Source organism: Streptomyces sp. NPDC028722 (assembly GCF_040637655.1).
In the GTDB taxonomy this organism is placed as follows: domain Bacteria; phylum Actinomycetota; class Actinomycetes; order Streptomycetales; family Streptomycetaceae; genus Streptomyces.
The window spans coordinates 157071-180228 of sequence record NZ_JBEZWU010000009.1; the positions used below are offsets into that span (position 1 = coordinate 157071).

25 protein-coding genes are annotated in these 23158 nt (G+C 66.3%); all 25 read left to right on the forward strand.

All coding sequences use genetic code 11. From position 1 onward, the window contains the following. Nucleotides 1-41 precede the first annotated feature (41 nt). Complete coding sequence (gene rplJ / locus AB0F03_RS16930) at nt 42-572, forward strand: 50S ribosomal protein L10 (RefSeq protein WP_356818747.1); 531 nt, start codon at nt 42-44, stop codon at nt 570-572. A gap of 111 nt (nt 573-683) precedes the next feature. Continuing rightward, the gene (gene rplL / locus AB0F03_RS16935) at nt 684-1073 is read left to right on the forward strand and encodes a 50S ribosomal protein L7/L12 (RefSeq protein WP_121787384.1); all 390 of its coding nucleotides are present in this window, start codon (nt 684-686) and stop codon (nt 1071-1073) included. A gap of 591 nt (nt 1074-1664) precedes the next feature. Further along, nucleotides 1665-5150: a DNA-directed RNA polymerase subunit beta gene (rpoB, locus tag AB0F03_RS16940; RefSeq protein WP_361991932.1), complete on the forward strand. Its 3486-nt coding sequence runs from the start codon at nt 1665-1667 to the stop codon at nt 5148-5150. A 98-nt stretch (nt 5151-5248) separates the two neighbouring features. After that, nucleotides 5249-9148 (forward strand): DNA-directed RNA polymerase subunit beta', encoded by a 3900-nt coding sequence (locus AB0F03_RS16945; RefSeq protein WP_361991935.1) that lies wholly within the window; start codon nt 5249-5251, stop codon nt 9146-9148. Between the two features lie 488 nt (nt 9149-9636). Beyond that, entirely contained in the window at nt 9637-10008 is a 372-nt protein-coding gene (gene rpsL, locus AB0F03_RS16950) for a 30S ribosomal protein S12 (RefSeq protein WP_003948652.1), read from the forward strand. A gap of 2 nt (nt 10009-10010) precedes the next feature. Continuing rightward, nucleotides 10011-10481, forward strand: a complete 471-nt coding sequence (rpsG, locus tag AB0F03_RS16955; RefSeq protein WP_121787381.1) for a 30S ribosomal protein S7 — start codon at nt 10011-10013, stop codon at nt 10479-10481. A gap of 39 nt (nt 10482-10520) precedes the next feature. Continuing rightward, nucleotides 10521-12647, forward strand: coding sequence for an elongation factor G (gene fusA / locus AB0F03_RS16960; RefSeq protein ID WP_361991938.1), 2127 nt, complete (start codon nt 10521-10523; stop codon nt 12645-12647). Nucleotides 12648-12803: 156 nt separating this feature from the next. Then, entirely contained in the window at nt 12804-13997 is a 1194-nt protein-coding gene (gene tuf, locus AB0F03_RS16965) for an elongation factor Tu (protein WP_361991941.1), read from the forward strand. A gap of 1067 nt (nt 13998-15064) precedes the next feature. Next, nucleotides 15065-15373 (forward strand): 30S ribosomal protein S10, encoded by a 309-nt coding sequence (rpsJ, locus tag AB0F03_RS16970; protein WP_003948644.1) that lies wholly within the window; start codon nt 15065-15067, stop codon nt 15371-15373. 18 nt (nt 15374-15391) lie between these two features. After that, entirely contained in the window at nt 15392-16036 is a 645-nt protein-coding gene (gene rplC / locus AB0F03_RS16975) for a 50S ribosomal protein L3 (RefSeq protein WP_356818731.1), read from the forward strand. Nucleotides 16037-16044: 8 nt separating this feature from the next. Then, nucleotides 16045-16701, forward strand: coding sequence for a 50S ribosomal protein L4 (gene rplD, locus AB0F03_RS16980; RefSeq protein WP_356818729.1), 657 nt, complete (start codon nt 16045-16047; stop codon nt 16699-16701). Then, nucleotides 16701-17120, forward strand: coding sequence for a 50S ribosomal protein L23 (gene rplW, locus AB0F03_RS16985; RefSeq protein ID WP_121787376.1), 420 nt, complete (start codon nt 16701-16703; stop codon nt 17118-17120). Before rplD ends, rplW begins: the two co-directional genes overlap by 1 nt. Nucleotides 17121-17160: 40 nt before the next feature. Continuing rightward, nucleotides 17161-17997 carry a 50S ribosomal protein L2 gene (rplB, locus tag AB0F03_RS16990; RefSeq protein ID WP_041665436.1) on the forward strand — a complete coding sequence of 279 codons (837 nt, stop codon included), beginning with the start codon at nt 17161-17163 and terminating at the stop codon, nt 17995-17997. A 12-nt stretch (nt 17998-18009) separates the two neighbouring features. Beyond that, on the forward strand, nt 18010-18291 hold the full coding sequence (gene rpsS / locus AB0F03_RS16995; protein WP_003974263.1) for a 30S ribosomal protein S19: 282 nt from the start codon (nt 18010-18012) through the stop codon (nt 18289-18291). A gap of 43 nt (nt 18292-18334) precedes the next feature. Then, on the forward strand, nt 18335-18682 hold the full coding sequence (gene rplV / locus AB0F03_RS17000) for a 50S ribosomal protein L22 (protein ID WP_026252021.1): 348 nt from the start codon (nt 18335-18337) through the stop codon (nt 18680-18682). After that, a complete protein-coding gene (gene rpsC, locus AB0F03_RS17005) occupies nt 18682-19509 on the forward strand; it encodes a 30S ribosomal protein S3 (protein ID WP_116148545.1) in 828 nt (275 codons plus the stop codon). The genes rplV and rpsC overlap by 1 nt, the downstream gene beginning before the upstream one ends. Nucleotides 19510-19514: 5 nt before the next feature. After that, nucleotides 19515-19934 carry a 50S ribosomal protein L16 gene (gene rplP, locus AB0F03_RS17010; protein ID WP_004927269.1) on the forward strand — a complete coding sequence of 140 codons (420 nt, stop codon included), beginning with the start codon at nt 19515-19517 and terminating at the stop codon, nt 19932-19934. Continuing rightward, the gene (gene rpmC / locus AB0F03_RS17015) at nt 19934-20158 is read left to right on the forward strand and encodes a 50S ribosomal protein L29 (RefSeq protein WP_005481220.1); all 225 of its coding nucleotides are present in this window, start codon (nt 19934-19936) and stop codon (nt 20156-20158) included. The genes rplP and rpmC overlap by 1 nt, the downstream gene beginning before the upstream one ends. Further along, the gene (rpsQ, locus tag AB0F03_RS17020; RefSeq protein ID WP_030641193.1) at nt 20158-20445 is read left to right on the forward strand and encodes a 30S ribosomal protein S17; all 288 of its coding nucleotides are present in this window, start codon (nt 20158-20160) and stop codon (nt 20443-20445) included. The genes rpmC and rpsQ overlap by 1 nt, the downstream gene beginning before the upstream one ends. Before the next feature lie 98 nt (nt 20446-20543). After that, a complete protein-coding gene (rplN, locus tag AB0F03_RS17025) occupies nt 20544-20912 on the forward strand; it encodes a 50S ribosomal protein L14 (protein ID WP_003998823.1) in 369 nt (122 codons plus the stop codon). 2 nt (nt 20913-20914) lie between these two features. Continuing rightward, entirely contained in the window at nt 20915-21238 is a 324-nt protein-coding gene (rplX, locus tag AB0F03_RS17030; RefSeq protein ID WP_356818727.1) for a 50S ribosomal protein L24, read from the forward strand. Then, entirely contained in the window at nt 21238-21795 is a 558-nt protein-coding gene (gene rplE, locus AB0F03_RS17035) for a 50S ribosomal protein L5 (RefSeq protein ID WP_023547375.1), read from the forward strand. The genes rplX and rplE overlap by 1 nt, the downstream gene beginning before the upstream one ends. A gap of 5 nt (nt 21796-21800) precedes the next feature. After that, nucleotides 21801-21986, forward strand: coding sequence for a type Z 30S ribosomal protein S14 (locus AB0F03_RS17040; protein ID WP_003948630.1), 186 nt, complete (start codon nt 21801-21803; stop codon nt 21984-21986). Between the two features lie 208 nt (nt 21987-22194). Then, nucleotides 22195-22593, forward strand: a complete 399-nt coding sequence (gene rpsH / locus AB0F03_RS17045) for a 30S ribosomal protein S8 (protein ID WP_007384075.1) — start codon at nt 22195-22197, stop codon at nt 22591-22593. A gap of 24 nt (nt 22594-22617) precedes the next feature. Next, nucleotides 22618-23157 carry a 50S ribosomal protein L6 gene (gene rplF, locus AB0F03_RS17050; RefSeq protein ID WP_121787372.1) on the forward strand — a complete coding sequence of 180 codons (540 nt, stop codon included), beginning with the start codon at nt 22618-22620 and terminating at the stop codon, nt 23155-23157. Nucleotide 23158: the final 1 nt, after the last annotated feature.

The window sequence follows — 23158 nt, forward strand, 5'->3', positions numbered from 1 at the left end:
GTCCGCGCGGTCAGAATCACCCGGAAGGAGGCCGAGGCTCTATGGCGAGGCCCGACAAGGCTGCCGCAGTGGCCGAGTTGACGGAGCAGTTCCGCAACTCCAACGCTGCCGTGCTTACCGAGTACCGCGGTCTCACCGTGGCGCAGCTCAAGAACCTGCGCCGGTCGCTCGGTGAGAACGCTCAGTACGCCGTGGTGAAGAACACGCTGACCAAGATTGCGGCCAACGAGGCCGGGATCACGACGCTGGACGACCTGTTCAACGGTCCGACGGCTGTCGCCTTCGTCACCGGTGACCCGGTGGAGTCGGCGAAGGGTCTCCGTGACTTCGCCAAGGACAACCCGAATCTCGTCATCAAGGGCGGTGTCCTTGACGGTAAGGCGCTGTCGCCCGACGAGATCAAGAAGCTTGCGGACCTCGAGTCCCGCGAGGTTCTGCTCAGCAAGCTGGCCGGTGCCTTCAAGGGGAAGCAGTCCCAGGCTGCCTCCGTCTTCCAGGCGCTGCCGTCGAAGCTCGTCCGCACCGTGGACGCGCTGCGCGCCAAGCAGGCCGAGCAGGGCGGTGCCGAGTAATTCGGCTCGCTTTCTGACCCGCACCACAGGCGCGGGTCGCAGCGGGCCGACGTACGCCCGCCTTATCCAGTACATCCGGCACCTGCCGATTTGAGTGGAAGGACCGCCACCATGGCGAAGCTCACCCAGGACGAGCTGCTTGCTCAGTTCGAGGAGATGACCCTCATCGAGCTCTCTGAGTTCGTGAAGGCCTTCGAGGACAAGTTCGACGTCACCGCCGCCGCTGCCGCGCCGGTCGTCGTCGCCGGCGGTGCCGCTGGTGGCGCCGCTGCCGAGGCCGAGGAGGAGAAGGACGAGTTCGACGTCATCCTCACCGGCGCCGGCGAGAAGAAGATCCAGGTCATCAAGGTCGTGCGTGAGCTGACCTCCCTGGGTCTGAAGGAGGCCAAGGACCTCGTGGACGGCGCCCCGAAGCCCGTCCTCGAGAAGGTCGCCAAGGACGCCGCCGAGAAGGCCGCCGAGTCCCTCAAGGGCGCCGGCGCCTCCGTCGAGGTCAAGTAACACCCTTCGGGTCCACAGGATCCGAACACACGCCGCACACGGTCCGCCGGGGCGCTGAAGTCAGTGCCCCGGAGGCTGTAACGCGAACGTACCGAAGAGCGATCATCCATCCGGGTGGTCGCTCTTCGGCGTATCCGGGGAGCCGACCGCGGTTACCTTGCACTCGCTACGGCGGGGGGTATGGTGATCTTCGTCGTGTCTCCGGAGGGCCGGCTTCCGGCTGGGGGGCCTTGACGAACCGCACGCAGCGCGCAATTCTCAGGACGCGTCGTCACAAGGATCCGGATCCGAGGCATGGATCGACGACGAAGAGGGCAGTATCAACGTGCGTTGAGGGCAGGATGCCGAGGGCGCTGACGACGACGAGGGTGACGACAACGAGGGTCTTCGAAAACCCGCATTGGACATCAGTGTGCCAAGTGGCTACACTGACCCTTTGCGCTGCCTGTTAGCTGTCCCCTGCCCGTCACCAGGGGTCTGCCCTCTCTTGAGCACAGTCGACCAGAGCCCCCCGACCTGGGGTTTCCGTCTCTGTGCACGAGAGGGACCGGTACGCGCGTAGTGAGTCCGAGCCCTCGGAAGGACCCCCTCTTGGCCGCCTCGCGCACTGCCTCGACCGCGAATATGAACAACGGCGCCAGCACCGCCCCGCTGCGCATTTCCTTTGCAAAGATCAAGGAGCCCCTCGAGGTTCCGAACCTTCTCGCGCTGCAAACCGAGAGCTTCGACTGGCTGCTCGGCAACGACGCCTGGAAGGCTCGCGTCGAGGCGGCTCTGGAGTCCGGTCAGGACGTCCCCACCAAGTCCGGCCTCGAGGAGATCTTCGAGGAGATCTCCCCGATCGAGGACTTCTCCGGGTCGATGTCGCTGACGTTCCGCGACCACCGCTTCGAGCCTCCCAAGAACTCCATCGACGAGTGCAAGGAGCGCGACTTCACGTACGCCGCCCCGCTCTTCGTCACGGCTGAGTTCACCAACAATGAGACCGGCGAGATCAAGTCCCAGACCGTCTTCATGGGCGACTTCCCGCTCATGACGAACAAGGGCACCTTCGTCATCAACGGCACCGAGCGTGTCGTGGTGTCCCAGCTGGTCCGTTCCCCCGGTGTCTACTTCGATTCCAGCATCGACAAGACGTCCGACAAGGACATCTTCTCCGCCAAGATCATCCCCTCCCGGGGTGCCTGGCTGGAGATGGAGATCGACAAGCGCGACATGGTCGGTGTCCGCATCGACCGCAAGCGCAAGCAGTCGGTCACCGTGCTGCTCAAGGCGCTCGGCTGGACGACCGAGCAGATCCTCGAGGAGTTCGGCGAGTACGAGTCCATGCGCGCCACCCTGGAGAAGGACCACACCCAGGGCCAGGACGACGCGCTGCTCGACATCTACCGCAAGCTGCGTCCGGGCGAGCCCCCCACGCGTGAGGCCGCGCAGACGCTGCTGGAGAACCTCTACTTCAACCCCAAGCGCTACGACCTCGCCAAGGTCGGCCGCTACAAGGTCAACAAGAAGCTGGGTGCGGACGCCCCGCTCGACGCGGGCATCCTGACCGTCGAGGACATCATCTCGACGATCAAGTACCTGGTGCAGCTGCACGCCGGCGAGACCGAGACCACCGGTGACAACGGCGACTCGATCGTCGTCGAGACCGATGACATCGACCACTTCGGCAACCGTCGTCTGCGCAGCGTCGGCGAGCTCATCCAGAACCAGGTCCGTACGGGCCTGGCGCGTATGGAGCGCGTCGTCCGCGAGCGCATGACGACCCAGGACGTCGAGGCGATCACGCCGCAGACCCTGATCAACATCCGGCCGGTCGTCGCCTCCATCAAGGAGTTCTTCGGCACCAGCCAGCTGTCGCAGTTCATGGACCAGAACAACCCGCTGTCGGGTCTCACCCACAAGCGCCGTCTGTCGGCGCTGGGCCCGGGTGGTCTCTCCCGTGAGCGGGCCGGCTTCGAGGTCCGTGACGTGCACCCCTCGCACTACGGCCGCATGTGCCCGATCGAGACGCCGGAAGGCCCGAACATCGGCCTGATCGGCTCGCTCGCCTCGTACGGCCGGGTCAACGCGTTCGGTTTCGTCGAGACCCCGTACCGCAAGGTCATCGACGGCCAGGTCACCGACGACGTCGACTACCTGACGGCCGACGAGGAGGACCGCTTCGTCATCGCGCAGGCCAACGCCACGCTCGGTGATGACATGCGCTTCGCCGAGGCCCGCGTGCTGGTCCGCCGTCGTGGCGGCGAGGTCGACTACGTCGGCCCCGAGGACGTGGACTACATGGACGTCTCGCCGCGCCAGATGGTGTCGGTCGCGACCGCCATGATCCCCTTCCTGGAGCACGACGACGCCAACCGTGCCCTCATGGGCGCGAACATGATGCGGCAGGCCGTGCCGCTGATCAAGTCCGAGTCCCCGCTCGTCGGCACCGGCATGGAGTACCGCTCCGCCGTCGACGCCGGCGACGTGGTCAAGGCCGAGAAGGCGGGTGTGGTCCAGGAGGTCTCCGCGGACTACATCACCACCGCCAACGACGACGGCACGTACATCACGTACCGCCTGGCCAAGTTCGCCCGCTCCAACCAGGGCACCTCGGTCAACCAGAAGGTCATCGTCAACGAGGGCGACCGGATCATCGAGGGCCAGGTCCTCGCCGACGGTCCGGCCACCGAGAACGGTGAGATGGCCCTCGGCAAGAACCTGCTCGTGGCGTTCATGCCGTGGGAGGGTCACAACTACGAGGACGCGATCATCCTGTCGCAGCGCCTCGTGCAGGACGACGTCCTCTCCTCGATCCACATCGAGGAGCACGAGGTCGACGCCCGTGACACCAAGCTCGGCCCCGAGGAGATCACCCGGGACATCCCGAACGTCTCCGAGGAGGTCCTCGCCGACCTCGACGAGCGCGGCATCATCCGCATCGGTGCCGAGGTCGTCGCCGGCGACATCCTCGTCGGCAAGGTCACGCCCAAGGGCGAGACCGAGCTGACCCCGGAGGAGCGCCTGCTGCGCGCGATCTTCGGCGAGAAGGCGCGTGAGGTCCGTGACACCTCGCTGAAGGTGCCGCACGGCGAGATCGGCAAGGTCATCGGTGTGCGCCTCTTCGACCGCGAGGAGGGCGACGAGCTGCCGCCGGGCGTGAACCAGCTGGTCCGCGTCTACGTCGCGCAGAAGCGCAAGATCACCGACGGTGACAAGCTCGCCGGCCGCCACGGCAACAAGGGTGTCATCTCCAAGATCCTGCCGATCGAGGACATGCCGTTCCTGGAGGACGGCACCCCGGTCGACATCATCCTCAACCCGCTGGGTGTGCCGTCCCGCATGAACCCGGGACAGGTCCTGGAGATCCACCTCGGCTGGCTCGCCAGCCGCGGCTGGGACGTCTCCGGTCTCGCCGACGAGTGGGCCCAGCGTCTCCAGGTCATCGGCGCCGACCAGGTCGACCCCGGCACCAACGTCGCCACCCCGGTCTTCGACGGTGCCCGCGAGGACGAGCTGGCCGGTCTGCTCCAGCACACCATCCCGAACCGGGACGGCGAGCGCATGGTGCTCCCGACCGGCAAGGCGCGGCTGTTCGACGGCCGCAGCGGTGAGCCGTTCCCGGACCCGATCTCGGTCGGGTACATGTACATCCTGAAGCTCCACCACCTGGTCGACGACAAGCTGCACGCGCGGTCGACCGGTCCGTACTCGATGATCACCCAGCAGCCGCTGGGTGGTAAGGCCCAGTTCGGTGGCCAGCGGTTCGGCGAGATGGAGGTGTGGGCACTCGAGGCCTACGGCGCCGCGTACGCCCTCCAGGAACTGCTGACCATCAAGTCCGACGACGTCACCGGCCGCGTGAAGGTCTACGAGGCCATCGTCAAGGGCGAGAACATCCCGGAACCCGGCATTCCCGAGTCCTTCAAGGTGCTCATCAAGGAAATGCAGTCCCTGTGCCTCAACGTGGAGGTGCTGTCCTCGGACGGCATGTCCATCGAGATGCGCGACACCGACGAGGACGTCTTCCGCGCTGCGGAGGAGCTCGGTATCGACCTGTCGCGGCGCGAGCCGAGCAGCGTCGAAGAGGTCTGACGGGAGTCCGGCGGGGCCCTTGCTCACAGGGCCCCGCCGACCCCCAGGCCCCCGTTTCAGACCACAGACTTAACAACCCTGAGAGGGATTGACGCATAGTGCTCGACGTCAACTTCTTCGACGAGCTCCGGATCGGTCTGGCCACCGCTGACGACATCCGTCAGTGGAGCCACGGCGAGGTCAAGAAGCCCGAGACCATCAACTACCGCACCCTCAAGCCCGAGAAGGACGGACTCTTCTGCGAGAAGATCTTCGGTCCGACCCGGGACTGGGAGTGCTACTGCGGCAAGTACAAGCGTGTCCGCTTCAAGGGCATCATCTGCGAGCGCTGCGGCGTCGAGGTCACCCGCGCCAAGGTGCGCCGTGAGCGGATGGGCCACATCGAACTGGCCGCCCCCGTCACGCACATCTGGTACTTCAAGGGTGTCCCGAGCCGGCTGGGCTACCTGCTCGACCTGGCTCCCAAGGACCTCGAGAAGGTCATCTACTTCGCGGCGTACATGATCACGTACGTCGACGACGAGCGCCGTACCCGCGACCTGCCCTCCCTGGAGGCGCACGTCTCCGTCGAGCGCCAGCAGATCGAGAACCGCCGGGACGCCGACCTGGAGACCCGCGCCAAGAAGCTCGAGACCGACCTGGCCGAGCTGGAGGCCGAGGGCGCCAAGGCCGACGTGCGCCGCAAGGTGCGCGAGGGTGCCGAGCGTGAGATGAAGCAGCTGCGCGACCGTGCGCAGCGCGAGATCGACCGCCTCGACGAGGTGTGGAACCGGTTCAAGAACCTCAAGGTCCAGGACCTCGAGGGCGACGAGCTGCTCTACCGCGAGCTGCGTGACCGCTTCGGCACGTACTTCGACGGCTCGATGGGTGCCGCGGCGCTCCAGAAGCGCCTGGAGTCCTTCGACCTCGACGAGGAGGCCGAGAAGCTCCGCGAGATCATCCGCACGGGCAAGGGCCAGAAGAAGACCCGCGCCCTGAAGCGGCTGAAGGTCGTCTCCGCGTTCCTCCAGACGTCCAACAGCCCCAAGGGCATGGTCCTGGACTGCGTCCCGGTCATCCCGCCGGACCTGCGTCCGATGGTGCAGCTGGACGGTGGCCGCTTCGCGACCTCCGACCTGAACGACCTGTACCGCCGTGTCATCAACCGCAACAACCGCCTGAAGCGGCTTCTCGACCTCGGCGCGCCCGAGATCATCGTGAACAACGAGAAGCGCATGCTCCAGGAGGCCGTCGACGCGCTGTTCGACAACGGCCGCCGCGGCCGCCCGGTCACGGGTCCCGGCAACCGCCCCCTGAAGTCCCTCAGCGACATGCTGAAGGGCAAGCAGGGCCGCTTCCGTCAGAACCTGCTCGGCAAGCGGGTCGACTACTCGGCGCGTTCCGTCATCGTCGTCGGCCCGCAGCTGAAGCTGCACCAGTGCGGTCTGCCCAAGGCGATGGCGCTGGAGCTGTTCAAGCCGTTCGTGATGAAGCGCCTGGTCGACCTGAACCACGCGCAGAACATCAAGAGCGCCAAGCGCATGGTGGAGCGCGGCCGTACGGTCGTGTACGACGTCCTCGAAGAGGTCATCGCCGAGCACCCGGTGCTGCTGAACCGTGCTCCCACCCTGCACCGCCTCGGCATCCAGGCCTTCGAGCCGCAGCTGGTCGAGGGCAAGGCCATCCAGATCCACCCGCTCGTCTGCACCGCGTTCAACGCGGACTTCGACGGTGACCAGATGGCCGTGCACCTGCCGCTGTCCGCGGAGGCGCAGGCCGAGGCCCGCATCCTGATGCTGTCCTCGAACAACATCCTCAAGCCGGCCGACGGCCGCCCGGTGACGATGCCGACCCAGGACATGGTCCTCGGTCTGTTCTTCCTCACCACCGACGGCGAGCTGCGTGACACCAAGGGCGAGGGCCGCGCGTTCGGCTCCACGGCCGAGGCGATCATGGCGTTCGACGCCGGCGAGCTGGCGCTCCAGTCGCAGGTCGACATCCGCTTCCCGGTGGGCACCATCCCGCCGCGCGGCTGGACCCCGCCGGCCCGCGAGGAGGGCGAGCCCGAGTGGCAGCAGGGTGACTCGTTCCGGCTGCGCACGACCCTGGGCCGCGCGCTCTTCAACGAGCTGCTGCCCGAGGACTACCCGTTCGTCGACTACTCGGTGGGCAAGAAGCAGCTCTCCGAGATCGTCAACGACCTGGCCGAGCGCTACCCGAAGGTCATCGTGGCGGCGACGCTCGACAACCTGAAGGCGGCCGGCTTCTTCTGGGCGACCCGTTCCGGTGTAACCGTGGCCATCTCCGACGTCGTCGTTCCCGAGGCGAAGAAGGAGATCGTCAAGGGGTACGAGGCGCAGGACGAGAAGGTCCAGAAGCAGTACGAGCGCGGTCTGATCACCAAGGAAGAGCGCACGCAGGAGCTCATCGCGATCTGGACCAAGGCGACCAACGAGGTCGCCGAGGCGATGAACGCGAACTTCCCCAAGACCAACCCCATCTTCATGATGGTCGACTCGGGTGCCCGAGGAAACATGATGCAGATGAGGCAGATCGCGGGTATGCGCGGTCTGGTGTCGAACGCGAAGAACGAGACCATCCCGCGTCCGATCAAGGCCTCCTTCCGTGAGGGCCTGTCCGTGCTGGAGTACTTCATCTCCACCCACGGTGCCCGTAAGGGTCTGGCGGACACCGCCCTGCGTACCGCCGACTCGGGTTACCTCACCCGTCGTCTGGTCGACGTCTCCCAGGACGTCATCATCCGCGAGGAGGACTGCGGCACCGAGCGCGGCCTCAAGCTCCACATCGCGGAGCGGGGCGCGGACGGTGTGCTGCGCAAGGCGGAGGACGTCGAGACGTCCGTGTACGCGCGCTGCCTCGCCGAGGACATCGTCGTCGACGGCAAGGTGCTGGCCCCGGCCGGCACCGACCTGGGCGACGTGCTCATCGACGAGCTGGTCAAGCACGGCATCGAGGAGGTCAAGACCCGTTCGGTCCTGACCTGTGAGTCCGCCGTCGGTACCTGCGCGATGTGCTACGGCCGTTCGCTGGCCACCGGCAAGCTGGTCGACATCGGTGAGGCGGTCGGCATCATCGCCGCCCAGTCCATCGGTGAGCCCGGCACCCAGCTGACGATGCGTACCTTCCACACCGGTGGTGTGGCCGGTGACGACATCACGCAGGGTCTGCCGCGTGTCGTCGAGCTGTTCGAGGCCCGTACGCCGAAGGGTGTCGCCCCGATCTCCGAGGCCTCCGGCCGCGTCCGGATCGAGGAGACCGAGAAGACGAAGAAGCTCATCGTCACCCCGGACGACGGCAGCGACGAGACGGCGTACCCGATCTCCAAGCGCGCCAAGGTCCTGGTCCGCGAGGGCGACCACGTCGAGGTTGGCCAGCAGCTCACCGTGGGTGCCACCAACCCGCACGACGTGCTGCGCATCCTGGGTCAGCGTGCCGTCCAGGTCCACCTGGTCGGCGAGGTCCAGAAGGTGTACAACTCGCAGGGCGTGTCGATCCACGACAAGCACATCGAGATCATCATCCGGCAGATGCTGCGCCGTGTGACGATCATCGAGTCCGGCGACGCCGAGCTGCTGCCCGGCGAGCTGGTCGAGCGCTCCCGCTTCGAGCAGGAGAACCGTCGTGTGGTCCAGGAGGGCGGTCACCCGGCCTCCGGCCGTCCGCAGCTGATGGGTATCACCAAGGCCTCGCTGGCGACGGAGTCCTGGCTGTCGGCCGCCTCCTTCCAGGAGACGACCCGAGTCCTGACGGATGCGGCGATCAACGCCAAGTCCGACAGCCTCATCGGCCTCAAGGAGAACGTCATCATCGGTAAGCTCATCCCGGCCGGTACGGGTCTGTCCCGCTACCGCAACATCCGGGTAGAGCCGACCGAGGAGGCCAAGGCCGCGATGTACTCGGCCGTCGGCTACGACGACATCGACTACTCGCCGTTCGGCACGGGCTCCGGCCAGGCCGTTCCGCTGGAGGACTACGACTACGGTCCGTACAACCAGTAAGCGAGCGTGAGCCGGAGGGCGGTCATCCCGTTGACGGGGTGGCCGCCCTCCGGCGTGTGCGGCGGGGCTCTGGGGCCGGGCCGGCCGACGCCGGGCGGAACGGGGCCCCGGCCGCCCCGCGGGTCGCTCAGCGGCGGCCTGACGTGCGAGGAGGGGCCGGCCCGGCCGGTGGTCCGGACGGGCTCCCGGCCGCTCCGCGAGCGCGTGGAGGCACCCGGAGGGCGTACTGTCAAGGTCCGGCGTGCCGGCGCCGACTCCATTTGTTTTGACCGCAGCCAATGAGGTAGGTACGCTCATACCTTGTGCCTGGGGTGTGCCCTGGCTCCTGTGCGTGCCTGTGAACCGCATGGCGAGCCGTGAGCGGCCACCGTGATCTGCGCCCTTTCCGCCTCGCGGCGGGGATCCGGCGGATTCGACACACCCGACCGCGTGGGTCGGCGACGTTCCAGGTTAGCTTCACCATTCGGCACACAGAAACCGGAGAAGTAGTGCCTACGATCCAGCAGCTGGTCCGGAAGGGCCGGCAGGACAAGGTCGAGAAGAACAAGACGCCCGCACTCGAGGGTTCCCCTCAGCGCCGTGGCGTCTGCACGCGTGTGTTCACGACCACCCCGAAGAAGCCGAACTCGGCCCTGCGTAAGGTCGCGCGTGTGCGTCTGACCAGCGGGATCGAGGTCACCGCTTACATTCCGGGTGAGGGACACAACCTGCAGGAGCACTCCATCGTGCTCGTGCGCGGCGGCCGTGTGAAGGACCTGCCCGGTGTTCGCTACAAGATCATCCGCGGTTCGCTCGACACCCAGGGTGTCAAGAACCGCAAGCAGGCCCGCAGCCGCTACGGCGCCAAGAAGGAGAAGTAAGAATGCCTCGTAAGGGCCCCGCCCCGAAGCGCCCGGTCATCATCGACCCGGTCTACGGTTCTCCTCTTGTCACGTCGCTGATCAACAAGGTGCTGCTGAACGGCAAGCGCTCCACCGCCGAGCGCATCGTGTACGGCGCCATGGAGGGCCTGCGCGAGAAGACCAGCAACGACCCGGTCATCACGCTCAAGCGCGCGCTCGAGAACATCAAGCCGACCATCGAGGTCAAGTCCCGCCGTGTCGGTGGCGCGACCTACCAGGTGCCGGTCGAGGTCAAGCCCGGCCGTGCCAACACCCTGGCGCTGCGCTGGCTCGTCGGTTACTCCCGCGCCCGTCGCGAGAAGACCATGACCGAGCGCCTGCTCAACGAGCTCCTCGACGCGTCCAACGGCCTCGGCGCCGCTGTGAAGAAGCGTGAGGACACCCACAAGATGGCCGAGTCCAACAAGGCCTTCGCGCACTACCGCTGGTAGTCGCTACCCACATCGAGACCGAGAGAAGACTGAAGCCTTATGGCTACCACTTCACTTGACCTGGCCAAGGTCCGCAACATCGGGATCATGGCCCACATCGACGCGGGCAAGACGACCACCACCGAGCGGATCCTGTTCTACACCGGTGTGTCGTACAAGATCGGTGAGGTCCACGACGGCGCCGCGACCATGGACTGGATGGAGCAGGAGCAGGAGCGTGGCATCACGATCACCTCTGCTGCCACCACCTGTCACTGGCCGCTGGAGGACGTCGACCACACCATCAACATCATCGACACCCCGGGCCACGTCGACTTCACCGTCGAGGTGGAGCGCTCGCTGCGCGTGCTCGACGGTGCCGTGACGGTGTTCGACGGTGTCGCCGGCGTGGAGCCGCAGTCCGAGACCGTGTGGCGTCAGGCCGACCGCTACGGCGTCCCGCGCATCTGCTTCGTCAACAAGCTCGACCGGACCGGTGCCGAGTTCCACCGCTGCGTCGACATGATCTCTGACCGCCTCGGCGCTCAGCCGATCGTCATGCAGCTCCCGATCGGTGCCGAGGCCGACTTCAAGGGCGTCGTCGACCTCGTGACGATGAAGGCCCTCGTCTGGTCCGCCGAGGCCACCAAGGGCGAGATGTACGACACCGTCGACATCCCGGCCACGCACACCGAGGCTGCCGAGGAATGGCGCGGCAAGCTGCTCGAGGCCGTCGCGGAGAACGACGAAGAGATCATGGAGCTGTACCTGGAGGGCGAGGAGCCTTCCGTGGAGCAGCTGTACGCCGCGGTCCGTCGTATCACCATCGCCTCCGGCAAGGGCACCGGCACCACGGTGACCCCGGTGTTCTGCGGCACCGCGTTCAAGAACAAGGGCGTCCAGCCCCTGCTCGACGCGGTCGTGCGCTACCTGCCGTCCCCGGTCGACATCGAGGCCATCGAGGGCCACGACGTCAAGGACCCGGAGAAGATCGTCAAGCGCAGGCCGTCCGACGACGAGCCGCTGTCGGCGCTGGCGTTCAAGATCATGAGCGACCCGCACCTCGGCAAGCTCACCTTCGTCCGCGTGTACTCCGGCCGCCTGGAGTCCGGCACCTCGGTGCTGAACTCCGTCAAGGGCAAGAAGGAGCGCATCGGCAAGATCTACCGCATGCACGCCAACAAGCGTGAGGAGATCGACGCGGTGGGCGCCGGCGACATCGTCGCGGTCATGGGTCTGAAGCAGACCACGACCGGCGAGACGCTGTGCGACGACAAGCAGCCGGTGATCCTGGAGTCCATGGACTTCCCGGCGCCGGTCATCCAGGTCGCCATCGAGCCCAAGTCGAAGGGCGACCAGGAGAAGCTGGGCATCGCGATCCAGCGCCTGGCCGAGGAGGACCCGTCCTTCCAGGTCCACTCGGACGAGGAGACCGGCCAGACCATCATCGGTGGTATGGGCGAGCTGCACCTCGAGGTGCTGGTCGACCGTATGCGCCGTGAGTTCAAGGTCGAGGCCAACGTCGGCAAGCCGCAGGTGGCCTACCGCGAGACGATCCGCAAGGCCGTCGAGCGCGTCGACTACACCCACAAGAAGCAGACCGGTGGTACCGGTCAGTTCGCGAAGGTGCAGATCGGCATCGAGCCGCTCGAGGGTGGCGACACCTCGTACGAGTTCGTGAACAAGGTGACCGGTGGCCGTATCCCGAAGGAGTACATCCCTTCGGTGGACGCCGGTGCGCAGGAGGCCATGCAGTTCGGCATCCTCGCCGGCTACGAGATGACCGGCGTGCGCGTCATCCTCCACGACGGTGCCTACCACGAGGTCGACTCCTCCGAGCTCGCCTTCAAGATCGCCGGTTCGCAGGCCTTCAAGGAGGCCGCGCGCAAGGCCAGCCCCGTGCTGCTCGAGCCGATGATGGCCGTCGAGGTCACCACGCCCGAGGACTACATGGGCGAGGTCATCGGTGACATCAACTCCCGCCGTGGTCAGATTCAGGCCATGGAGGAGCGGGCTGGTGCCCGCGTCGTGAAGGGCCTCGTGCCCCTGTCGGAGATGTTCGGCTACGTCGGCGACCTCCGCAGCAAGACGTCGGGTCGCGCAAGCTACTCGATGCAGTTCGACTCCTACGCCGAGGTTCCGCGGAACGTCGCCGAGGAGATCATCGCGAAGGCCAAGGGCGAGTAACGCACCGCGTTAACACGCCGTAGGCTTGACTCCGGAGCCTCACGGGGCAAACAACCGCAAACGCGGATGTTCGCCCCGGGTTCCGGGCCTTTACAGCAAAGATCACCTGGCGCCGATGAAGTAAGGCGTACAGAACCACTCCACAGGAGGACCCCAGTGGCGAAGGCGAAGTTCGAGCGGACTAAGCCGCACGTCAACATCGGCACCATCGGTCACATCGACCACGGTAAGACGACCCTCACGGCCGCCATTACCAAGGTGCTGCACGACGCGTACCCGGACCTGAACGAGGCCACCCCGTTCGACAACATCGACAAGGCGCCCGAGGAGCGTCAGCGCGGTATCACCATCTCCATCGCGCACGTCGAGTACCAGACCGAGGCGCGTCACTACGCCCACGTCGACTGCCCTGGTCACGCGGACTACATCAAGAACATGATCACCGGTGCCGCGCAGATGGACGGCGCGATCCTGGTGGTCGCCGCGACCGACGGCCCGATGCCGCAGACCAAGGAGCACGTGCTCCTGGCCCGCCAGGTCGGCGTCCCGTACATCGTCGTCGCCCTGAACAAGGCCGACATGGTGGACGACGAGGAGATCCTGGAGCTCGTCGAGCTCGAGGTCCGTGAGCTCCTCTCCGAGTACGAGTTCCCCGGCGACGACCTCCCGGTCGTCAAGGTGTCCGCTCTGAAGGCCCTTGAGGGCGAGAAGGAGTGGGTGGACTCGGTCCTCAACCTGATGAACGCGGTCGACGAGTCGATCCCGCAGCCCGAGCGCGAGGTCGACAAGCCGTTCCTCATGCCGATCGAGGACGTCTTCACGATCACCGGTCGCGGTACGGTCGTCACCGGCCGTATCGAGCGTGGTGTCCTGAAGGTCAACGAGACCGTCGACATCATCGGCATCAAGACCGAGAAGACCACCACCACGGTCACCGGTATCGAGATGTTCCGCAAGCTGCTCGACGAGGGCCAGGCCGGTGAGAACGTCGGTCTGCTCCTCCGTGGCATCAAGCGCGAGGACGTCGAGCGCGGCCAGGTCATCATCAAGCCGGGCTCGGTCACCCCGCACACCGAGTTCGAGGCGCAGGCCTACATCCTGTCCAAGGACGAGGGTGGCCGTCACACGCCGTTCTTCAACAACTACCGCCCGCAGTTCTACTTCCGCACGACGGACGTGACCGGCGTGGTGACCCTCCCCGAGGGCACCGAGATGGTCATGCCGGGTGACAACACCGAGATGACGGTGGCGCTCATCCAGCCCGTCGCCATGGAAGAGGGCCTGAAGTTCGCCATCCGTGAGGGTGGCCGCACGGTGGGCGCCGGCCAGGTCACCAAGATCCTGAAGTAAGCTCCGCTTGCTCCAGGTCACCAGCTGACCTAGGGGAGGCCCGTACGACTCCGGTCGTACGGGCCTCTTCTGCGTTCGGGCGCCGCCACGCGGCCGTGGAGTGGCGGCGGTCCGGGCGGTCCCGGGCACGCGAGTACGTGGACTCAGGTGCCCCTCGTGCCGCGCCCATGGGCTCCAGCAGTGCGCGGACACCACTTCGTCCTGGCACAACCGCACCACCGTCACGACACGCGGAGGAAGCGCCGATGACGTGGGACGAGTGGGAGCAGCTCAAGGCCGGAGCGGCACGGCGGATGCAGATCGACCAGCTGGCCGACCCGGCCGGTGGAGGAGGCGGAGACCCGCGTGGTCCGTGCGGCGGGTCGGGCCCTGACTTGAAGGCGTCCAAGGGGCCGCGGACGAAGGGCTTCCGGTGTGGCCGCAGAACTGTGGACCGGTCACGCACGCGGGGCCGACCGAACTCAAGACGGCCCACGCGAGGGCACGGGCCTCAGTACTCAGTACTGATTCACCTCCGCTCACCCCGGATCAGAGGTGACCTGCGCTCACCACGCCCGGCCGGCGCAGCCGTTGACGGAGGACGCTCTCGCCCCGGCGGAACGGGCCACAGCGTCGGCGTGACGGTATTCCGGCTCGGTGTCCGACCGCCCCGGGTTTGACGTACGTCACTCTCGGGGTAATCTCTTCCGCTCGATTGGCGGAGCACCTGTCCTGTATGGCAGACTGTCCGAGTTGCTCGGTCGAGTGTTGATGCTGTACGCCTCCCGCCGGGAGGACCGGAAGCGAGTCCCACAGTACTCGTCGCCCTAACTGCCATCACGGCAGCGCTGGGGCGGACGTACGGGAATCTTTCGGGAAGTGTGGTGCGGCACCGGCCAGGCACCCGGTGGGCCTTTCGCCCCCGGCCTACGGTTCCGGAAGGGCCGTGTGCATTCCCCGCAGGGATGTTCGAACAAGGGACATCCGTGTCAGCGGGAGCGCGACACGCCCGACCGCGTGGGTCGGAAGAAAGGATACGGAACCACCGGGTTCCAGAGCGTGAGAAGAGACAGGACTACTGAGTAGCCATGGCGGGACAGAAGATCCGCATTCGGCTCAAGGCCTACGACCACGAAGTCATCGACTCTTCGGCGAAGAAGATCGTCGAGACGGTGACGCGCACGGGCGCGTCGGTCGCGGGCCCGGTGCCGCTGCCCACTGAGAAGAACGTGTACTGCGTCATCAAGTCGCCGCACAAGTACAAGGACTCGCGCGAGCACTTCGAGATGCGCACGCACAAGCGCCTGATCGACATCCTCGACCCGACTCCCAAGACCGTTGACTCTCTGATGCGACTCGACCTCCCGGCCGGTGTCGACATCGAGATCAAGCTCTGAGGCCGGGTGATCTGAGAGATGACTAAGCAGATCAAGGGCATCCTGGGCGAGAAGCTCGGCATGACGCAGGTGTGGGACGAGAACAACCGTGTTGTTCCGGTCACCGTCGTCAAGGCCGGCCCCAACGTCGTCACCCAGGTCCGTACGAACGATGTCGACGGCTACGAGTCCGTCCAGATCGCTTTCGGCGAGATCGACCCGCGCAAGGTGAACAAGCCCCTCAAGGGCCACTTCGCCAAGGCCGACGTCACTCCCCGCCGCCACCTCGTCGAGATCCGTACCGCTGACGCCAGCGAGTACACCCTCGGCCAGGAGATCACCGCTGAGGTGTTCGAGGCCGGCATCAAGGTCGACGTGACCGGCAAGAGCAAGGGCAAGGGCTTCGCCGGTGTCATGAAGCGTCACAACTTCAAGGGCCTCGGCGCCGGACACGGCACCCAGCGCAAGCACCGCTCGCCCGGCTCCATCGGTGGCTGTGCCACCCCGGGCCGCGTGTTCAAGGGCCTCCGCATGGCGGGTCGCATGGGCAACGAGCGGGTCACCACCCAGAACCTGACCGTCCACGCCGTTGACGCGGAGAAGGGTCTGCTGCTCATCAAGGGCGCGGTTCCCGGTCCGAACGGCGGCCTCGTCCTGGTCCGCACCGCGGCCAAGGGGGCCTGAGGTAACCGATGAGCACTGTTGACATCCTTTCGCCGGCGGGCGACAAGGCCGGTTCCGTCGAGCTCCCCGCGGAGATCTTCGACGTGGAAAAGATCAGCATTCCGCTGATCCACCAGGTCGTCGTCGCGCAGCTGGCCGCTGCCCGCCAGGGCACTCACAAGACCAAGACGCGTGGCGAGGTCCGCGGCGGTGGCAAGAAGCCGTACCGCCAGAAGGGCACCGGCCGCGCCCGTCAGGGTTCGACCCGCGCGCCGCAGTTCGCCGGCGGTGGCGTCGTCCACGGCCCGCAGCCGCGTGACTACTCGCAGCGGACCCCGAAGAAGATGAAGGCCGCGGCCCTGCGCCACGCCCTCACCGACCGGGCCCGCCACAACCGCATCCACGTCGTCTCCGGCGTCATCGAGGGTGAGAACCCGTCGACGAAGGCCGCCCGGACGCTGTTCGGCAAGATCTCGGAGCGCAAGAACCTGCTCCTGGTCGTCGAGCGCGCCGACGAGGCCGCGTGGCTGTCCGCCCGCAACCTGCCCCAGGTCCACATCCTGGAGCCGGGCCAGCTGAACACGTACGACGTTCTCGTCTCGGACGACGTGGTCTTCACCCAGGCCGCTTTCGAGTCCTTCGTGTCCGGCCCGAAGGCCACTGACACCGAAGGGAGCGAGGTCTGATGGCCATCCGTCACCCCGCTATCGCCTCGAAGGCCGCCAAGGCCGCCAAGGCCGCGCGCGTCGCCAAGGCGCGTCGTCACGCCGCCGAGGGCAAGAACACCGTCGAGACCCCGCTGAGCAAGTCCTTCACGGACCCCCGTGACGTGCTGCTCAAGCCGGTCGTCTCCGAGAAGAGCTACGCGCTCCTCGACGAGAACAAGTACACGTTCATCGTCGCCCCGGGCGCCAACAAGACCCAGATCAAGCAGGCCGTCCAGGCGGTCTTCGACGTCAAGGTCACCGGGGTCAACACGATCAACCGCCAGGGCAAGCGCAAGCGCACGAAGACCGGCTTCGGTCAGCGTGCCGGCAGCAAGCGCGCGATCGTGACCCTCGCCGAGGGCGACCGTATCGACATCTTCGGCGGTCCGACCGCCTGAGGGCGGTCCGGATCGTCCGATATCGGACGAGGACTGAGAAATGGGAATCCGCAAGTACAAGCCGACTACGCCGGGCCGTCGTGGCGCCAGCGTCGCCGACTTCGTCGAGGTCACGCGGTCCACGCCGGAGAAGTCGCTGGTCCGTCCCCTGCACAGCAAGGGCGGCCGTAACAACGCCGGTCGTGTGACCGTTCGCCACCAGGGTGGCGGACACAAGCGCGCCTACCGAGTGATCGACTTCCGTCGTCACGACAAGGACGGCGTGCCGGCGAAGGTCGCGCACATCGAGTACGACCCCAACCGCACCGCGCGCATTGCGCTGCTGCACTACGCGGACGGCGAGAAGCGCTACATCCTCGCCCCGCGTAACCTCCAGCAGGGCGACACCGTGGAGAACGGTCCCGGGGCCGACATCAAGCCGGGCAACAACCTGGCCCTCCGCAACATCCCGGTCGGTACCACGATCCACGCGATCGAGCTCCGTCCCGGTGGCGGTGCCAAGTTCGCCCGCTCCGCCGGTGCCTCGGTGCAGCTGCTGGCGCGTGAGGGTGCCATGGCGACCCTCCGTATGCCGTCCGGCGAGATCCGCATGGTGGACGCGCGCTGCCGCGCCACCGTCGGTGAGGTCGGCAACGCCGAGCAGAGCAACATCAACTGGGGCAAGGCGGGCCGCAAGCGGTGGCTGGGCGTTCGCCCGACCGTCCGTGGTGTGGTCATGAACCCGGTCGACCACCCGCACGGTGGTGGTGAGGGCCGGACCTCCGGTGGCCGCCACCCCGTGTCCCCGTGGGGCAAGAAGGAAGGCCGTACTCGTTCGCCCAAGAAGGCGTCGAACAAGTACATCGTCCGCCGCCGCAAGACGAACAAGAAGCGCTAAGGACGGGTTGAGATGCCTCGTAGCTTGAAGAAGGGGCCCTTCGTCGACGACCACCTGATCAAGAAGGTGGACACGCAGAACGAAGCCGGCACCAAGAACGTCATCAAGACCTGGTCCCGTCGCTCGATGATCGTCCCGGCGATGCTCGGTCACACGATCGCGGTGCACAACGGCAAGACCCACATCCCGGTGTTCGTCACCGAGTCGATGGTCGGCCACAAGCTCGGCGAGTTCTCGCCGACGCGCACCTTCCGGGGCCACGTCAAGGATGACCGGAAGTCGAAGCGCCGCTAGTAGCGGATCGCATTCAGACACGTAAGTAACTGAAGGGACAACCATGGAAGCCAGGGCCCAGGCGCGGTACATCCGCGTCACGCCCATGAAGGCCCGCCGCGTGGTGGACCTCATCCGTGGCATGGACGCCACGGAGGCCCAGGCCGTCCTGCGATTCGCTCCGCAGGCCGCCTCCGTGCCGGTCGGCAAGGTGCTCGACAGCGCCATCGCCAACGCCGCGCACAACTACGACCACACCGACGTCGACAGCCTCGTCATTTCCGAGGCCTACGTCGACGAGGGCCCGACCCTGAAGCGGTTCCGTCCGCGTGCCCAGGGCCGTGCCTACCGGATCCGCAAGCGGACCAGCCACATCACCGTGGTCGTCAGCAGCAAGGAAGGAACCCGGTAATGGGCCAGAAGGTAAACCCGCACGGGTTCCGGCTCGGTGTCACGACCGACTTCAAGTCGCGTTGGTACGCCGACAAGCTGTACAAGGACTACGTCAAGGAAGACGTCGCCATCCGTCGGATGATGACGTCCGGCATGGAGCGCGCCGGCATCTCCAAGGTGGAGATCGAGCGCACCCGTGACCGCGTGCGTGTGGACATCCACACCGCTCGTCCGGGCATCGTCATCGGCCGCCGTGGCGCCGAGGCCGACCGCATCCGCGGTGACCTCGAGAAGCTCACGGGCAAGCAGGTCCAGCTGAACATCCTCGAGGTCAAGAACCCCGAGACCGATGCCCAGCTGGTCGCCCAGGCCGTCGCCGAGCAGCTCTCCTCCCGCGTCTCCTTCCGTCGGGCCATGCGTAAGAGCATGCAGTCCGCCATGAAGGCCGGCGCCAAGGGCATCAAGATCCAGTGCGGTGGCCGCCTCGGTGGCGCCGAGATGTCCCGCTCGGAGTTCTACCGCGAGGGCCGCGTGCCCCTGCACACGCTCCGCGCGAACGTGGACTACGGCTTCTTCGAGGCCAAGACGACCTTCGGCCGCATCGGTGTGAAGGTCTGGATCTACAAGGGCGATGTCAAGAACATCGCCGAGGTCCGCGCCGAGAACGCTGCTGCCCGCGCCGGCAACCGCCCGGCCCGTGGTGGCGCTGACCGCCCGGCCCGTGGTGGCCGCGGTGGCGAGCGTGGCGGGCGCGGTCGCAAGCCGCAGCAGGCTGCCGGTGCCGAGGCCCCCAAGGCCGAGGCCCCCGCGTCCGCTCCGGCTGAGAGCACCGGAACGGAGGCCTGACCGACATGCTGATCCCCCGTAGGGTCAAGCACCGCAAGCAGCACCACCCGAAGCGCCGTGGTCAGGCCAAGGGTGGTACGACGGTCGCGTTCGGCGAGTACGGCATTCAGGCCCTCACGCCGGCGTACGTGACGAACCGCCAGATCGAAGCGGCTCGTATCGCGATGACCCGCCACATCAAGCGTGGCGGCAAGGTCTGGATCAACATCTACCCGGACCGCCCGCTCACGAAGAAGCCTGCCGAGACCCGCATGGGTTCCGGTAAGGGTTCGCCGGAGTGGTGGATCGCGAACGTGCACCCGGGCCGGGTCATGTTCGAGCTGTCCTACCCCAACGAGAAGATCGCCCGTGAGGCCCTGACTCGCGCAGCCCACAAGCTGCCGATGAAGTGCCGGATCGTCAAGCGCGAGGCAGGTGAAGCGTGATGTCGGCCGGTACCAAGGCGTCCGAGCTGCGCGAACTGGGTGACGAGGAGCTGCTGAACAAGCTCCGCGAAGCCAAGGAAGAGCTGTTCAACCTCCGCTTCCAGGCGGCGACGGGTCAGCTCGAGAACCACGGTCGGCTGAAGGCCGTCCGTAAGGACATCGCGCGGATCTACACCCTGATGCGTGAGCGCGAGCTGGGCATCGAGACGGTGGAGAGCGCCTGATGAGCGAGAGCAACGTGACTGAGCAGAACACCGAAGCGCGCGGTTTCCGCAAGACCCGTGAGGGTCTGGTCGTCAGCGACAAGATGGACAAGACCGTCGTCGTCGCCGTCGAGGACCGTGTCAAGCACGCGCTGTACGGCAAGGTCATCCGCCGTACGAACAAGCTCAAGGCCCACGACGAGCAGAACGCCGCGGGTGTCGGCGACCGCGTCCTCCTCATGGAGACCCGGCCGCTGTCCGCGACGAAGCGCTGGCGCGTCGTCGAGATCCTCGAGAAGGCCAAGTAATTCCTGCGGGCAAACCCGCAGGTCAGTTCCGCCAGGCTCGGCAGGGGTCCTCGATCTGAGGCCCCTGCCGGGAACCGGCAGACGATCAGGAGATAGACGTGATCCAGCAGGAGTCGCGACTGCGCGTCGCCGACAACACTGGTGCGAAGGAAATCCTTTGCATCCGTGTGCTCGGTGGCTCCGGTCGCCGCTACGCGGGCATCGGTGACGTCATCGTCGCCACCGTCAAGGACGCGATCCCCGGCGGCAACGTGAAGAAGGGTGACGTCGTCAAGGCGGTCATCGTTCGCACCGTCAAGGAGCGCCGCCGTCCGGACGGCTCGTACATCCGCTTCGACGAGAACGCCGCCGTCATTCTGAAGAACGACGGTGACCCTCGCGGCACCCGCATCTTCGGCCCGGTCGGGCGCGAGCTGCGCGAGAAGAAGTTCATGAAGATCATCTCGCTGGCTCCGGAGGTGCTGTAAGCATGAAGATCAAGAAGGGCGACCTGGTCCAGGTCATCACCGGCAAGGACAAGGGCAAGCAGGGCAAGGTCATTGCCGCTTACCCGCGCGAGGACCGCGTCCTGGTCGAGGGTGTCAACCGGGTCAAGAAGCACACCAAGGCCAGCCCGACCGCCAGCGGTTCCCAGGCCGGCGGCATCGTGACCACCGAGGCCCCGATCCACGTGTCCAACGTTCAGCTGGTCGTGGAGAAGGACGGCAACAAGGTCGTCACGCGCGTCGGTTACCGCTTCGACGACGAGGGCAACAAGATCCGCGTTGCCAAGCGGACGGGTGAGGACATCTGATGGCTACCACCACGACTCCGCGTCTGAAGCAGAAGTACCGCGAGGAGATCGCGGGCAAGCTGCGTGACGAGTTCAAGTACGAGAACGTCATGCAGATCCCCGGTCTCGTCAAGATCGTGGTCAACATGGGTGTGGGCGACGCCGCCCGCGACTCCAAGCTGATCGAGGGCGCCATCCGCGACCTCACCACGATCACCGGTCAGAAGCCGGCCGTCACCAAGGCCCGCAAGTCCATCGCGCAGTTCAAGCTGCGCGAGGGTCAGCCGATCGGTGCCCACGTCACGCTCCGTGGCGACCGCATGTGGGAGTTCCTGGACCGCACCCTGTCGCTCGCGCTGCCGCGCATCCGCGACTTCCGTGGTCTGTCCCCCAAGCAGTTCGACGGCCGCGGCAACTACACGTTCGGTCTCACGGAGCAGGTCATGTTCCACGAGATCGACCAGGACAAGATCGACCGTACCCGGGGCATGGACATCACCGTGGTCACCACGGCGACCAACGACGCTGAGGGCCGCGCGCTCCTTCGTCACCTCGGCTTCCCGTTCAAGGAGGCGTGAGCGAGATGGCGAAGAAGGCTCTGATTGCCAAGGCTGCTCGCAAGCCCAAGTTCGGTGTGCGTGGCTACACCCGCTGCCAGCGCTGCGGCCGCCCGCACTCCGTGTACCGCAAGTTCGGCCTGTGCCGCGTGTGCCTTCGTGAGATGGCTCACCGTGGCGAGCTGCCGGGCGTGACCAAGAGCTCCTGGTAATCCCCTTTCAGGGATTCCGGAGACTCTCGGTAAGCATCTGGGTCGGCAGAGGCCCGTCTCCGCATGCCGTAGGCTAGCGGGGTTGGGCGTCTGCCGCCCGTACGACTTACTACGCCGTAGGTCCACCGCGCCGCACCCGTCCCGTCTCGGATCGGGGAGAGGGATGGCGCACCAGGAAACCCCGGCGAGAGAGGCCGAAGGCCAATTCATGACCATGACTGATCCGATCGCAGACATGCTTACGCGTCTGCGGAACGCGAACTCGGCATACCACGACTCCGTGACGATGCCGGCATCGAAGATCAAGTCTCACATCGCGGAGATCCTCCAGCAGGAGGGCTTCATCACGGGCTGGAAGGTCGAGGACGCCGAGGTCGGCAAGAACCTCGTCCTGGAGCTGAAGTTCGGCCCCAACCGTGAGCGCTCCATCGCGGGGATCAAGCGCATCTCCAAGCCCGGTCTCCGGGTGTACGCGAAGTCCACCAACCTGCCGAAGGTGCTGGGCGGCCTCGGCGTGGCGATCATCTCCACGTCGCACGGTCTCCTCACCGACAAGCAGGCCGGCAAGAAGGGCGTGGGTGGGGAAGTCCTCGCCTACGTCTGGTAGCGGAAGGGAACGGAGGAAACAGCTATGTCGCGCATCGGCAAGCTCCCCATCGCGGTTCCCGCCGGCGTGGACGTCACCATCGACGGCCGTACGGTCAAGGTCAAGGGCCCCAAGGGCGAGCTGACCCACACCGTCGTGGCACCGATCGAGATCGTCAAGGGTGAGGACGGCGTTCTGAACGTCACCCGCCCGAACGACGAGCGTCAGAACAAGGCCCTGCACGGCCTGTCCCGCACGCTGGTGGCGAACATGATCACCGGCGTGACCACGGGTTACGTGAAGAAGCTCGAGATCAGTGGTGTCGGTTACCGTGTGACCGCCAAGGGTGCGAACCTCGAGTTCGCGCTCGGCTACAGCCACCCGATCGTGGTCGAGGCCCCCGAGGGCATCACCTTCAAGGTCGAGGCGCCTACGCGTTTCTCGGTCGAGGGCATCGACAAGCAGAAGGTCGGCGAGGTTGCGGCCAACATCCGCAAGCTGCGCAAGCCCGACCCGTACAAGGCCAAGGGCGTCAAGTACGAGGGCGAAGTCATCCGCCGCAAGGTCGGAAAGGCGGGTAAGTAAG